The sequence below is a fragment of the Arcticibacter sp. genome, assembly GCF_053551015.1.
This window is the reverse complement of sequence record NZ_JBMQOB010000015.1, coordinates 119,763-134,933: the sequence shown is the minus strand read 5'-3', so window position 1 is coordinate 134,933 and position 15,171 is coordinate 119,763. Positions and strand designations below refer to the sequence as shown.

General features: G+C 48.8%; 10 protein-coding genes and 1 tRNA gene. 7 read left to right on the top strand and 4 right to left on the bottom strand.

The features are described from left to right. Positions 1-40 precede the first annotated feature (40 nt). On the top strand, positions 41-2,626 hold the full coding sequence (locus tag ACO1NU_RS08970; protein ID WP_448818135.1) for an alpha-L-arabinofuranosidase C-terminal domain-containing protein: 2,586 nt from the start codon (positions 41-43) through the stop codon (positions 2,624-2,626). Positions 2,627-2,634: 8 nt separating this feature from the next. Further along, positions 2,635-3,642: a glycoside hydrolase family 43 protein gene (locus ACO1NU_RS08965; protein ID WP_448818134.1), complete on the top strand. Its 1,008-nt coding sequence runs from the start codon at positions 2,635-2,637 to the stop codon at positions 3,640-3,642. 27 nt (positions 3,643-3,669) lie between these two features. Here ACO1NU_RS08965 and ACO1NU_RS08960 read toward each other — a convergent pair whose 3' ends face one another. After that, positions 3,670-4,452: an ABC transporter permease gene (locus ACO1NU_RS08960; protein WP_448818133.1), complete on the bottom strand. Its 783-nt coding sequence runs from the start codon at positions 4,450-4,452 to the stop codon at positions 3,670-3,672. Further along, on the bottom strand, positions 4,445-5,353 hold the full coding sequence (locus tag ACO1NU_RS08955) for an ATP-binding cassette domain-containing protein (protein WP_448818132.1): 909 nt from the start codon (positions 5,351-5,353) through the stop codon (positions 4,445-4,447). Before ACO1NU_RS08955 ends, ACO1NU_RS08960 begins: the two co-directional genes overlap by 8 nt. Positions 5,354-5,466: 113 nt before the next feature. Here ACO1NU_RS08955 and ACO1NU_RS08950 point away from each other — a divergent pair. Then, a tRNA-Cys gene (locus ACO1NU_RS08950) sits at positions 5,467-5,537 on the top strand. A gap of 24 nt (positions 5,538-5,561) precedes the next feature. On the opposite strand, the gene ACO1NU_RS08945 is transcribed toward ACO1NU_RS08950, so the two are convergent. After that, positions 5,562-6,137, bottom strand: a complete 576-nt coding sequence (locus tag ACO1NU_RS08945) for an acetate uptake transporter (RefSeq protein ID WP_448818131.1) — start codon at positions 6,135-6,137, stop codon at positions 5,562-5,564. Positions 6,138-6,398: 261 nt separating this feature from the next. Between ACO1NU_RS08945 and ACO1NU_RS08940 the strand changes: the two genes are divergently transcribed. The 4 genes from ACO1NU_RS08940 (at position 6,399) to ACO1NU_RS08925 (ending at position 13,418) form a co-directional block, all read left to right on the top strand. Then, complete coding sequence (locus ACO1NU_RS08940) at positions 6,399-9,521, top strand: SusC/RagA family TonB-linked outer membrane protein (RefSeq protein WP_448818130.1); 3,123 nt, start codon at positions 6,399-6,401, stop codon at positions 9,519-9,521. Positions 9,522-9,540: 19 nt separating this feature from the next. Next, a complete protein-coding gene (locus ACO1NU_RS08935; protein ID WP_448818129.1) occupies positions 9,541-11,061 on the top strand; it encodes a RagB/SusD family nutrient uptake outer membrane protein in 1,521 nt (506 codons plus the stop codon). A 1-nt stretch (position 11,062) separates the two neighbouring features. After that, a complete protein-coding gene (locus ACO1NU_RS08930) occupies positions 11,063-12,064 on the top strand; it encodes a redoxin domain-containing protein (protein ID WP_448818128.1) in 1,002 nt (333 codons plus the stop codon). A 292-nt stretch (positions 12,065-12,356) separates the two neighbouring features. Beyond that, on the top strand, positions 12,357-13,418 hold the full coding sequence (locus tag ACO1NU_RS08925) for an NAD(P)-dependent alcohol dehydrogenase (RefSeq protein WP_448818127.1): 1,062 nt from the start codon (positions 12,357-12,359) through the stop codon (positions 13,416-13,418). A gap of 84 nt (positions 13,419-13,502) precedes the next feature. Here ACO1NU_RS08925 and ACO1NU_RS08920 read toward each other — a convergent pair whose 3' ends face one another. Further along, positions 13,503-14,876, bottom strand: coding sequence for a pectate lyase family protein (locus tag ACO1NU_RS08920; protein WP_448818126.1), 1,374 nt, complete (start codon positions 14,874-14,876; stop codon positions 13,503-13,505). Positions 14,877-15,171 lie beyond the last annotated feature (295 nt).

Below are 15,171 nucleotides of genomic sequence, written 5' to 3'. Positions count from 1 at the left end.
AAATGCTATTTTTAACGATACCAATTGACCGCCAATTTCCATGAACAGAAAATTCACCTCTCTGCAATCTATCCTCTTTATCCTTTTTGTGTCCGCTTTTGCAAACCAGGCGAGGGCTCATGATCAGCCAGACTCCGTCTACCTGTTTTCTTATGGTACCAACGGACTGCGTTTCGCCTGGAGCCAGGACAAGCAACACTGGACTTCTATAGGCAACGGGCATCCCTATGTAAAAAGCGACTATGGAGCATGGGGCAGCGAGAAAAAAATGTACACACCCTATCTGATTCAGGGGAAAGGGGGGCAATGGCAGGCTGTGTGGAGTCTTAACGATCGTACCCTCCAATTCGCACATGCCTCATCCGCCGACTTGCTTAGCTGGGGTCCTCAGAGCTATCCTTATCTTCAGAAAGGTAAGAACGTGCTCAAACCGGTCATCTCTTATGACAGCAATACGCAACAATATCACGTTGTGTATACTGATTCCGAAGGGAAATATTACCAGACCAGCACGCCGGATTTCAAAGAGTATATACCAGCAAGGGAGGTGCCTTCTTCTCAATACAAAAATGCAGGTATCTCTGTTAAGCTGGGTACTGAACAGGTCGAAGGACAGCTTCATCGTGTATCCTGGACACTCGTCGACGGCCTGCTGAAAAACTACCAGTTGCAGCAATATAATGCTGCGCTCAACGCCGAAACAACCAGTCAGGACGCACAGCGCTTTGCCGGCCTAAGATCCGTAGATGCCCGCATCGTGCTGCAACCCCAGGCAGCCAAGCCGATCAGCGATATGCTCATGGGCGTGTTCTTTGAAGATATCAATTATGCTGCCGACGGAGGACTGTATGCAGAATTGGTTCAGAACCGTGGGTTTGAATATCATCCGGGTGATAAAAGATATCGGGATAAAGAATGGAATAGCACCTACGCCTGGAGTGTGAAGGGTAAAGACGCCGGCTTAAAGATCGACTCGCTAAATCCTGTTCATCAGAATAACCCTCACTATGCGGTCTTCACGACCGGGGCTGCTGAGGCTGCATTGGTCAATAGCGGATTTGACGGTATAGCCCTGAAAAAAGGCGAATCGTATAACTTCTCCATGTTCGCTCGTCAGCTGCAGAAAGGAGGAGGCAACGTAGAGGTCAGGCTGGTCAGCGACAAGCAGGGGCTCATTGCCAGTACAACTGTCGCACTGTCGTCTCCTGAATGGAAGCCGGTCAAGGCCGTGCTCTCAGCATCAGCCGACGCTTCAGACGCCCGCCTGGAACTGCAGATCAGACAGAGTGGAAGCTATGCTTTCGACATGGTATCGCTTTTCCCGCAAAAGACATTCAAGGGACGCAAAAATGGACTTCGTCCTGACCTGGCACAAACCATAGCAGATATCCATCCCCGCTTTATCCGCTTCCCGGGGGGCTGCGTAGCGCACGGCGATGGTATTGATAACATCTATAAATGGAAGAACTCCATAGGTCCTCTGGAATCCCGCGTACCTGACCGTAACCTCTGGAACTACCATCAGAGTATGGGTTTAGGGTATTTCGAATACTTCCAGTTCTGTGAAGATATAGGTGCGCAGCCCGTCCCTGTACTGGCTGCTGGTGTTCCCTGCCAGAATTCATCAACAGGGGGTGGGGGACAACAGGGAGGGATCCCGATGAGTGAGATGGACGAGTATGTTCAGGATATTCTGGATCTGGTGGAGTACGCCAATGGAGGCGTAAATACCACCTGGGGAAAGAAGCGTGCTGAAGCCGGACATCCCCGGCCGTTCAACCTGAAATACATCGGAATCGGTAATGAAGATCTGATCACAGAAGTTTTCAAAGAGCGCTTCGAAATGATCTATAAGGCACTCCGCAAGGCACACCCCGAAATTACCGTCATCGGTACAGCCGGTCCTTTCTTTGAAGGCACAGACTATGAAGAGGGATGGAAGATCGCCTCAGCCTTGGAGATACCGGTGATCGACGAGCATTACTACCAGTCGCCCGGGTGGTTCATCAACAACCAGAACTTCTATGACAAATACGACCGTACCAAGTCGAAAGTCTATTTGGGCGAATATGCCGCCAGCCTTCCTGGAGGCACCAAGACTAATCTGGAGACGGCCCTTGCTGAAGCGGCATACCTGACTTCACTGGAGAGAAACGGAGATATCGTACACATGACGTCCTACGCTCCCCTGCTCGGCAAAGAAGGCCATACGCAATGGAACCCCGACTTGGTTTACTTCAACAATACAGAAATTAAGCCCACTATCGGCTACTATGTTCAGCAGCTCTACGGTAAGCATGCGGGTGACAGCTATATTCCGGCTATTGCCACCTTGTCTGATCAGAGGGAAGATCTCCGTAAGCGTATCGCATACTCGGTCGTGCGGGACAGCAAGACGAATGATCTGATCGTCAAAATGGTGAATATCCTGCCGGTGCCGGTCAAGACAGAGTTAGATCTCGCCGGTATCAAAACAGCCGGGATGAAAGGATCAAAGACCGTCCTCTCCGGGAATCCTGCTGATAAAGTGGCCAAACCCATTAATTCTGAATTTAGTCCCGGCGCCAAAAATACACTGGAACTGCAGCCCTATTCGTTCACCGTGCTCCGTTTCAGCAATAAATAATAAGCAGAATGCGACATTATTATTCATGGTTGATCCTGCTGGGATTGCTGATATCAACAGGCTTGCAATATGCAATGGGGCAAACGGTCCGGCCTTCAACAGAAAAAGAAAAAGCCGCTTATCTGTTCGTTTATTTTACCGGAAACCGCATCCATGAAGAGCAGGTACGTTACGCCGTCAGCAAAGATGGTTTCCATTATTATACGCTGAACAACAACAACCCGGTGATCGACTCCAAATTAATCAGTTCCAGCGGAGGAGTGCGCGACCCGCATATCCTTCGGGCCGAAGATGGGAAGACGTTCTACATGGTGGTCACCGATATGGCTTCATCCAAAGGATGGGAAGCCAACCGCGCCATGGTGCTTCTGAAATCGGCCGATCTCCTGAACTGGACCTCCAGCATTATCAATATCCAGCAGAAATATCCCGGGAATGATAGCCTGAAGCGGGTCTGGGCCCCGCAAACCATCTATGATGAGGCGGCAGGAAAATATATGATCTACTGGTCCATGAAGCATGGCGACCAGCACGATATCATCTATTATGCCTACGCCAACAAAGATTTTACCGATCTCGAAGGGACACCCAAGCCGCTGTTTCTCCCTAAAACACCGGCCTTTAATATCGATGGTGATATCATCCGTAAAGACAGCCTCTACTACCTGTTCCGCAAAACAGGAGGAGCAGACGGCGCCGGCATCAAAGTAGCAACCACTCGCTCCCTAACTTCAGGAATCTGGAACGAAAATGACCGCTATCTTCAACCTACTAAAGAAGAAGTCGAAGGCTCATCCGTATTCAAGCTGATTGGTTCACAAAGCTATATCATGATGTACGACTTGTTCAAAGCGCACAGCTTTCAGTTTTCACGCAGCGAAGACCTTCAAAACTTCAGCGTCATAGACCAGGAAGTCAAAATGGATTTCAAGCCCCGCCACGGTACGGTTATCTCCATTACCAAAAGCGAGCTTAGGAGATTGTTTAAAAAATGGGGAAAGCCGCAAGATTTTTAAGTATCCGAAGATTAGAACCTGTTGGTACTAAGCTCTCGACTTGTTAAATACGAAGAAGCATATTAATAGACATATACACAAATAAGCGGTGTTTATGTATTCGACGCGGGTAATCCAGGACGTAAGATCTGCAACGAATCCGTTAAATGCGTTCCATCCCGAATAATAAGGTATATATTCAATATATTCCCATCGTTGCATAATCAGAGCACAGAAAGATGCGAGACAAGCAAAAGCTGTGGGAATCACGAAGTTTCTGCTTGCCAGGCTTAGCGCGGTCTGAATCATGGTAATGGCTAATAAGCCGAGGAACAGGCGTATGAAAAACGTCAGTGTGATAGCGGAAATTTGGTAATCGCCAAACCGGTATCCGGGGAGCAAAGCTTCGAAAAGATAACCTGTAGCCATAAAAGTTAAAAAGGCGATGATAATGGATAATATCAGTGTTCTGATGATAAACATTAGCTTGCAGGCAAATATCCGGTTCCTGTTCACAGGTAATAGGAACAAATGCTTATATCCCGAGTTCTTAAACTCGACGTCGCAAACCGAAAAACAGAGAATACTTGCTAAGACGGGATATAGAAGGGAATAGAACTGAAAAATGTGCCTGGCCAGCACATACTTCCAGGGATTATAACCGAAGGTTGCCGCCGGGTTCCCAATTGCATGGCTGTTTCTGTAAAGTATATAACACCCGATGCTTATTGTCAGTAGAAGAGGAAACAGGAGGATCAACAGTACACTGGAGTTTCGCTGCATTTTGAATTGTTCACTTCTGTAAACGGACAATATAGAAGGTCTAGACATATAAATTCCGGGATGTAAATTTCAGAAAAGCATCTTCTAAAGTTGTCTCTCTACTTTGTACGGAAAAGATTTGTATGTCCGATTGTACAATAGTCCGCAGCAACCGATCAAAATCAACATCGCTACTGATGAGCACAGAAAGCCTGTTGTCTTCTATAAGCTCCGTTCTGAAGCCTTTATCTGCACAAAGCTTGTATGTCGTTCCAGGATTATCCGTTCGTAATATAACCGTTCTGTCGACAGACGAGAGCAAGTCGGAGATTGATCCTTGAAAAATAACCTTCCCCTGGTGCAGAAAGCCTATATGAGTAGAGATCTTCTGTACATCAGATAGAATATGACTAGAGAAGAAAATCGTCTTACCCTCCCGGTGCAGATTGAGCAATAGTTCTCTCATTTCATAAACCCCTTCTGGGTCCAGTCCATTAAAGGGCTCATCTAAAATCAACAAAGTGGGATCGGAGAAGATAGCCATCGCTATTCCCAAGCGCTGTTTCATACCCATCGAAAACTTCTTGACGAGCTTGCCTTGGTCGCCGCTCAGCCTAACCATTCGCAATACTTCCTGTATGCGCGCAGCGCCCTTTTTAAAAATGAAATCCAGATAGCTCAGGTTTTCAAACGCCGTCAAATGCCCGTAAGGAGAGGGCGCTTCTATCAGACTTCCCGTAACGGCATAGTAGTCAGGTCTATTGTTATAAATGCTGCTTCCTTCGAAGACAACAGTCCCCGCGTCGGGCTTCTCCAAACCGAGGAGCAGTTTGATCGTCGTCGACTTCCCTGCGCCATTCTTTCCAAGAAAGCCATAGATGCTACCTTTAGGAATGTTCAGATGAACGTTTTCTAATATCTTGTTCTTGCCATAACTGAATTGTAAATCTCTCGTTTCTAAAAGATTCATGTCTACATTGACTCTGGTTTCTCCATGTCAATGTAGGCATTATTTACCAGATATCACTTATGTTACAAGATACTCTATAATATTGGTAGATTATTTCTATATTTGTAGAACAAGCCCGGATGGCCGAGTGGTGAGGCAAAGGTCTGCAAAACCTTAAACGGCGGTTCGATCCCGTCTCCGGGGTCTTCATTATTGGTAAGGAGAAATCTTATAAAGGGAGCACAGTCTTTCCCGATACTTCGTTAAGCACCTGCGCAGCAGCTGTATAGATGGCTGTTAGGCCGCAGAGAATGCCCTCATAACCAGCCAATGTTTTGATCGTGCTGTTACCGGTATAATCACCGATGGCTAGCAGGGCAAACAAAAGCGTCAGGGAACCAAAAACCAATTGCAGAGAAACCTTCTGCTTCAGCGTAGCCAGGAACAGCAGGAAAGTAAACAGACCCCACATCGAAAGATAAGCAACAAGGCCTTCAACCGATACCGCATTCGCCCAACCCATTTCCGGGAGAACCAGCAGGCCCACAAAAGACAACCAGAAAAAACCGTAAGAAGTAAATGCGGTGAACCCGAACGTATTATTCTTTTTGGCTTCGATGATCCCTGCAATCACCTGTGCGATTCCTCCGTAAAAGATACCCATAGCCAGGATCATCGAGTCCAGTGCGAAAAACCCCGCATTATGGATATTTAACAAAACGGTCGTCATACCAAAGGCAAACAGTCCCAGCGGAGCAGGATTCGCATACAGGTCCTTCAAAGTTACTTCTCTTTCTTCTTTCATGTTGTGTTTTAATGTGGCGCGAAAATAGAGGATGTCTCAAAAGAAAAAAGGGATCTAAGTCACAATTCTGTTATTTTCGAATGGTAAATCACCCTTATCTGCCCTGCCAGCCTCATTTACCGTACCCCCATTTTGACATTCCCATTAGATAAGCCATGGCACTAAACTGATAATACCCTATTAGTTCTATAGATTAATCTATATATTTGACGCCAATATTGTTCTACACCTGGCTTATCCAGACTTTTACTCATTTCACTGATGAAATCAACTTTTTACTTTTTTCTCAGGGATGGCAACAGGCCATCCATCTTCCTTTTCTTTACTCTTCTTTTCCTCAGTTTCAGTGCTTCTGCCCAGCAGCTCCGCATAGCCGGAAGGGTAGTAGAAGCCGGTAGCTCTGAAGCACTGCCCGGTGTAAGTGTCACCGTTAAAGGATCGGGGAAAGGCACGCTGACCGACGCAAACGGCCGCTATACCATCATGGTGGGTTCCAACAAGGATGTCCTTCGCTTTACTTTTATCGGCTTTGAAACGCTGGAAGTTCCTGCCGCACAGGTCGCTTCAGTCATTCAGCTCAAACAATCTACAAGTACCCTGAATGAAGTTGTGGTAGTTGCCTATGGTACAGCTAACCGTTCTAATTTCACCGGATCTGTATCGGCCATTAAGGGCGAACAACTGGAAAGCAGGCCCGTGTCCAATATCGGACGTGCCCTTCAGGGTGTAGCGCCCGGAATCCAGTCCACGGCACAGTCCGGGCAGCCTGGTACTGAAGCGACGATCCGCATCCGCGGGATAGGCTCCGTTAATGCATCCAGCGCACCGCTCTATGTGGTCGACGGCAACCCTTTTAGCGGCGACCTCGCGTCCATCAATCCCAACGATATCGCCTCAGTCAGCATCCTGAAAGATGCCGCTTCCAGCGCTCTTTACGGATCCCGCGGTGCCAACGGGGTCATCATCATCACTACCAAGCAAGGGAAAAGGAATAACGAAACCCGTGTAGGGGCAAACTTCTCTCAAGGTTTTTCTACCCGTGCGGTTGAGGATTATAAACACCTCAGCACCGACGAATATTACGAGCTGACCTGGGAAGCTATCCGCAATAACCAGCTCGCAAATGGCGCATCGGCGGCGAATGCTGCCCAAACTGCCAGCAGAACGCTAGTACCTTCTCTGGCTATCAACCCCTATGGTTCAGCTTTTCCGGAGCCCGTAGGTGTTGATGGAAAGTTGGTTGCCGGCGCCCGCCCGCTCTGGAACGACAGCTGGGCAGATGTACTCACCCGCACCGGAAAGAGAACCCAGGCAGATATCAACTTCAGCGGCGGAAATGAAAAGTCGCAATACTATATTTCAGGCGGTTACCTCAATGATGAAGGTATGGCTGTCGGCTCAGGCTTCAAGCGCTACAATGCCCGTGTCAACGTTAGTACTCAGGCTAAGAAATGGCTGAGCGCGGGTCTAAACATCAGTGCCGCCAACTCCAAACAGGATTATCCTCAGTCTGAAGATACACAGACTTCCAATATCATCAACTTCAGCCGCATCGTCGCCGGCTTCTATCCTGTGTACAAGCGGAATGCTGATGGCTCTTACCAGCTTGATCCGGTCACTAATGAGCGGGTCTACGATTACGGCGAGTACAGGCCATCTGCCGCAAGCCCCAGAACCAACCTGGCGGGAACCATAGGACTAGATAGATCAGAAATCTCGAAGGATAATGTTTCCGGGCGTGCATTCCTCGAAGCTACCTTCCTGCCTGAACTGAAGCTGCGTACCACCTATAGTGCAGATCTTACCAACCAGAACGATCATTATTATATCAACCCTTCCTTTGGCGAAGGCGCAGCTACCCTGGGTTCCGTGTCCAGAAGCAATTACCGCACCTTGTCTTACACCATCAACAATATCCTGACCTACGATAAGCGCTTCAATGACGATCACCATCTGAACCTGCTGGCTGGTCAGGAGTTCTACAGTTTCAACAGAAAGCAGATGTCCGGCTCCCGCTCCCGGTTTGCTTTCCCCGGCTTTTATGAGCCGGATGCAGCCTCTCAACTGAATTCCTTCACAGGGACATCTGACGAATATGCCCTGCTGAGCTTCCTGGGCCGTGCCGAATACGACTACAAGAGCAGATACTTTTTCTCAGGATCACTGCGGACCGACGGCTCATCCCGTTTTTCACCTGATGCGCGATGGGGCACATTCTGGTCTCTCGGTGCTTCATGGAAAGTATCGGAAGAAGCATTCCTCAAGGATAAGTCCTGGCTCGACCTCCTCACCCTACGGGCAAGTTACGGGGGACAAGGGAACGATAATCTCGGGATCTACTACGCATACGAAGGCTTGTATGCTGTGTCCAACAACCTGGGCGAGAATGGTGTGGTAACTTCCCGCCTGGCTACCCCCAACCTGAAGTGGGAAACCAACCTGAACCTGAACGTAGGTCTGGACATCTCGGTGCTGAATAACAGACTCGGTGCGACGTTTGAATTTTTCAGCCGCCGCTCTAAAGACCTGCTTTTCAAACAGCCAAAGGCGCCTTCAATAGGCTACAGTTCTATTGACGCCAACATCGGATCTCTGCAGAATAACGGCTTCGAAGTGCAGCTGAACACTGTACCCGTACTGTCTGAGAACTTCCGATGGGCGCTGGACTTCAATCTGACGCACTACAGGAACAAGATCACTTCGCTTCCGCAGCGTTACGTAGACAATGGGAACAAACGCCTTACCGTGGGCGGGTCTATATACGACTTCTACCTGAAAGAATGGGCCGGTGTAAACCCTGAAACTGGCAGTCCGCAGTGGTACCGCACCGACGCGGATAACAACAAGGTGATCACCAACCAGTACGCGCAGGCAACCAGCTATGTTGGCAAGAGTGCCCTGCCTGATTTCTTCGGCGGGATCACCAATACCTTCCGTCTCCACAACTTTGAGCTGTCTGCCTTATTGGCCTACAGCGTTGGTGGCTACGTCCTCGACCGCGATTACGTGCTGATCCTGCATAACGGTAATTCACCGGGAAGGGCATGGAGTAAGGAAATGCTGAATCGCTGGACTCCTGAAAACAGGAATACCGACGTACCTGCGCTGTCGACAACCGCCAACAACTGGAACTCGTTGTCCACACGCTTCCTGTACGACGCGTCTTATGCCCGACTGAAAAATGTCTCCCTACGCTATCACCTGCCAAAGAGCCTGCTGCAACGCTTCAGTATCAGTGATCTGAGTGTTTCCCTGATTGGGGAGAACCTGCTGACCTTCTACGGGCACCAGGGCATGGACCCGGAGCAGGTAGTCGACGGGACCACCTATTTCAGATACCCCGCAATCAAGTCCCTCTCTGCAGGCATACAGTTAACATTCTAAAATATCAGACATAGATAAGATGACAAGGATATTCAATAAGCAGTTCGCTTTCTTCACCGCCCTCTTTTTGCTGTTTAGTTCCTGCGAAAAAGAGCTGTCCACCTCACCGGCTACCTCCGTATCCGAAGAGAAGCTGTTCACCAGCGTCGAAAATATAGAAACCGTCCTGAATGGCACCTGGAGCTATATGAACGACACATACTTCACCTACGCCAATCCAGGCTATGGTGCCATCCTGCGCACGAGCGATGCCATGGGCAGCGATGCCGTGATCAATCCCTCCAAGTACGGATTTCCCGCAGCTTACTCTTTTACGCAGATGCAGCTCAATACAGATACGCGGGTTTCCGCATTCTGGACACTGCTCTACAAGGTGATCGACAACTGCAACAACATCATCACCAAAATTGATGCAGCCTCCGGCTCGCAGCCTAAGAAAGATCAGATCAAAGGGCAGGCCCTTGCACTGCGGGCAAACAGCTACCTCACCCTGGCAAGCTTCTACCAGTTCAGCTATCTGAAAGACCCGGAAGCGAAAGCGGTGCCCATCTATACCGAGCCGGCACGTCCCGAATCAGAGGGAAACCCGAAAGCAAGCCTAAGGGAGGTCTATAACCGCATTTTTGCCGACCTGAACGACGCGCAGACGCTATTGTCGAAATATAGCCGTCCCGCTTCAGCCAAATACAAAATCAACACCGACGTGGTTAAAGGCCTGCTTGCCCGGGCTTCCCTGAACACCGGTAAATGGGCAGATGCTGCTTCAAACGCTGCTGCGGCACGTCAGACTTATCCGCTGATGAACGCCGCAGATTACGCTGCCGGCTTCAATAGCCTGAGCAACAGCGAATGGATCTGGGGACATGGTCAGACGCCTGAACAGAGCAACGCCAGCTATAACTTCCACTTCCTCGACGTGAGTTCCGCTTCTTCCTATTACTACAGTTTCATGGCCGATCCCTATTTTAAGGACTTGTTTGAAGCAGGCGATATTCGCACTCAGCTATTCCTGTGGGACGGGCTTAAAGGTCGCGAAGGTTCCCTCCGCTATCAGAAGTTTAAGTTCCGGCAAGATCAGACTGCCGATATCGTGCTGATGCGCGCTTCGGAGATGGTCCTGATTGAAGCAGAAGCAAAAGCGAGAGAAGGCAAGCTGGAAGAAGCCGCCCTTCGGCTGAATGAGCTGCGCAACATCCGCAAGGCGGGCCCGCTCGATATAGCAGGGAAAACACAGCAGCAGGTGGTTGACGCGATTCTTATCGAGCGCCGTAAGGAACTCTGGGGAGAAGGTTTCGCCCTGTCTGACATTATTCGCACCCAGGGTAAGGTGGTTCGCAGGGCCTTCAATACAGGCGGTGCAAACCCGGGACCGGTTTACGTCACCATCACCAACTCTGAGGGTAAAATCCAACAGGTGCCTGGTATTGGTCATTCGGTACTTGTATTGCCCGACAAGAGCGCCTTTGTGCCGAATAGTCCCTACTACCTGTTCACCATACCTGAACTTGAAGTCAACAACAACCCTCGTTTAAATGATTAAGATGAAAAGCTTTTTTAAATGGTCACTGCTGACCCTCCTCTTGCAAGGAGGGTTCAGCTTCGCTCAGGGAAAGATCAGCCCCGTTCATATCAGCGGAAAAACGGCTGATGCAGGTTCCGGATATGTATATCTGCAGCGCTTTGAGAACAAAATGTTCTTCACCATCGACTCGGCGAAGATACAAGACGGCAACTTCAACATCAGTACAAAAATCGAGCTGCCTGAACTGTACGGACTCACCCTCAACAAGGCGCAGAGCCCATACTTCCTGTTTGTCGATTCTGAAAACATCAGAGTAAACCTCGATCCCGAATCATACTATAGTAAATCTACAGCCGAGGGATCCCCCGCTCAGGATCTTTTTACGGCATACAACCGGCAGGACGACGAAACGATGAAGATCGATAGCTTCATTACCGCCAATCCCAAATCCATCGTTTCGGCCTACGTGCTGTACCGCAATTTCGCTTACCGCCTGTCGCCCGATGAGATCGCCCGCAACTTGAGCCTGCTGGATCCGGCTTTGCAGCGCAGCCGCTATGCAGATGCACTCAGAGAACTGATCACGGTGCTGCGCACTGTTGAGCCGGGAAAGAAGGCGCCCGACTTCACGTTGAATGACCCGGAAGGGCGTCCTGTAAAGCTGTCTGATCATCGCGGCAAATACCTGCTGCTCGACTTCTGGGCATCCTGGTGCGGACCTTGCCGCCGTGAAAACCCCAATGTGGTTAAGGCTTGGCAGAAATATAAAGACAAAGGATTCGATGTGTTTGGTGTATCGTTAGACCGCAAAAAAGAGAACTGGGTAAAAGCGATTAAAGACGATCATTTAACCTGGACTCATGTGTCCGATCTGCAATTCTGGAATAGTGCCGCAGCAAAGCTATATGGTGTACGGGCCATTCCTTCGAACTTGCTGCTGAGTCCCGATGGTACCATCGTCGCTAAAAACCTCAGAGAAGAAGAACTGCATAAAAAGCTGGAAGAATTACTGGGGAAATGATCCGCGGAACGCAGAAAAAAAATAAGCACCTGATGGGCAGGTGCTCAAACTAACCAATTATAAACCTACTCCTACAATATCAAAGCTCGTGCCAAACTAGTAACTAACAGGAAACTGTGCAGTTTATGTTCCTAGTGCGATGTGAAGTGTTTAGTGTTCTCTACAAAGTGTGAAATTTTGAGGAAGTTGTACTACTATCAAAACATAACAAGAACTATTCAACCGAAAACACAAACAATAAGCTCTGTTTTTGTATTGCAATGAAGGTAAGCACCCAATCATCAATACACATATGAGTGAAACACAAGTACAAGCCTACGGCACCGAAGCGGCACAGGCTCCTCTCAATCAATTGACCATAAAGCGCAGAAAAAATACACCACATGATGTCGAAATAGACATTTTGTTCTGCGGAGTATGTCATTCTGACCTCCATACTGCACGAAACGAGTGGCATGGTACCGTGTATCCCTGCGTGCCCGGTCATGAGATCGTAGGAAAGATCATCAGTGTGGGCGATCACGTGAGCAAGTTTAAGGTAGGAGATACAGTAGGGGTGGGCTGTTTAGTGGATTCCTGCCAGGAATGTCAGTATTGCAGGGAAGGGCTGGAGCAATTCTGTGAACCGGGAGCTACACAGACGTATAATTCGCCGGACAAGCACCTCCAGACACAAACGTACGGTGGGTATTCAGAACGCATTGTAGTAGATGAGAACTTTGTCCTTCGTATTCCTGAAAAGCTCGACCCGGCGGCTACCGCACCACTCCTGTGTGCGGGTATCACCACTTATTCGCCGCTCCGTCACTGGAACGTAGGTCCCGGTAAGAAAGTGGGTATCGTGGGTATTGGAGGTTTGGGACACATGGGTATCAAAATAGCGAAGGCTATGGGCGCGCATGTGGTCGCTTTCACCACTTCCGAATCCAAGTTCGCTGAAGCCAAACGCCTGGGAGCCGATGAAGTGGTCCTCTCGAAAGATGCCGGTCAGATGGCTGCCTTTCAGGGGAAGCTGCATTTTATACTCGACGCCGTATCGGCACAGCACGACATCAACGAATACCTCAGCCTCCTTCGCGTGGATGGCTCCCTCGCCCTGGTGGGTGCTCCTGAATTTCCCTTGCCTGTTGCCGCATTCAGCCTCATCGGCGGAAGGAAGAGCTTTGCAGGCTCCATGATCGGCGGAATTGCTGAAACTCAGGAAATGCTGGATTTTTGCGGAGAACACAATATCGTTGCTGATATTGAAATGATCGATATCCAGAAGATCAATGAGGCCTACGAGCGTCTGCTGAAGGGCGATGTGAGATACCGCTTCGTTATCGATATGAAATCCCTGAAGAGTAGTCAATAGCTCAAGGGGGCCTATGAACAAACAAAAAATGGGAAGCAGGATTCCGGCCTGCTTCCCATTGATATAAAAGTTTCTTCTCTAAAATTAAAGCGTCGCACCTGCACCTGCGGTCACCACATCCGGAACTTCATCCGCCGGTATAAGCGCAGAGCGGTATGAGTAAGGAGGCGTCCAGTCAACTTCCCTGGTCGTGATATCGTTTCTTCCTGAATTATCATAACGATTGCTGCTGGCATTACTCACATATCCCGGATCATCATGTCCCAAATTCGTATCAATCGGGGTATGGCAGTTTAAGAAGTAATTGTTATCCGTCCTGACAATTCCATCTATCCTGGAGCCTATGCAATATCCGTCATTATTAACAAAATAGTTGTTGAAAACGTGTGCATTGCCTGCTACTAGTGATGGTACCCGTTCCGCCAGGTTATACATCAGGTTGTGGTGCATAGTCACCTTAATGGCACCCCGGTCAGCTTCACTTACACCAAAGAGCATGCCTTTGTAGCTGTCATGCAGCTTACTCCAGGAAACGGTGATGTAGTTGGATTTCTTGGTTACATCAATCAGGCCGTCCCAATAGTCCCAGCCATGACTTCTGTCCGAATAGAACTCACAATGGTCTATCCAGATGTGATCCGAGTATTTGATATTCACGCAATCGTTGTCATCCAGGCCGGCAATCACGTCCTTGATCGTCAGGTTCTGAACAATGACATTGGTGCTTTCGAAAATTTGCAGTCCGATCCCGCTTAACATCCCATTGTCAATCCCGATGATCGACTTGTTTGAACGTACCTTCAGGCTGCCGATTCCAGAGATCTTTCCTTTGATCAGGACGATCAGGGGCACACGGGCTTCGAGGGCATCCTTCAAATCGGCGCGGGTGGTTACTGTCACTACTTCACCTCCTAAGCCGCCAGTGGTTTTTCCATCTACATTAGCGTAGCCGATAGGTTCTGTGCCGGGTAGATATTCGAGGCCTTCAGAAGGCGACTGCTGTGGCTTTCCAGCATTGCTGCTCACTACCGCATAGGTATATTTTCGTCCGTTTGTCCGAGGATCTGAATTGTCAGATGCGGATAAGTACACGTTTCCGCCCCAGTGGCTGAAACGACCTTCTCCCAGCGCTCTGATGTCCTGGTGAAGGGAGTGTGCAGGACCGATCTCCACGCCGTTTTCGTAAATTCTAACTAAGGATTCCTGAGGTTGATCCGGACTGTCACCCGGTGTGTTCTGGATAGCCCGCTTGATTAAAAATGCGTTACCGCCATCTGATTTTGCTCTGGACAGATCCAGATCCCCGCGGATCGTGGTTTCGGATGCAAGCGCCGAAATGGCTTCGGGGGCTTTTACATCTGCCAGGATCTCTTCGTCCTTTTGGCAGCTAAATAATAAGAATGATGATAATAATAGAAATGTAAATAGTTTGCTCTCTGTTTTAATGTTTCTCTTCATTTCCTGTTTTTGATTTTTTTTCTTTTTCTGGAGCTCTCTTTCATTCACAGCGATGCCCGGCCCACGAAATGGACAAGATCATTCAGCGCATGGCGCTGTGACTAAAAGATCATTCCAAGTGAATGATATTTTAAAAAAAGATGACTGAACTGAGAGTTTTATTAAAGTATACCTAAGCTTTGCCGGCCATAGCCAGGTATATGCCTTGGGAGCGATACCACAAACCTAGAAAGATGTTTGCAGATAATCAGTATGTTTTTTGTGATTGTTACCAGTATTTCATATAGTTACATAT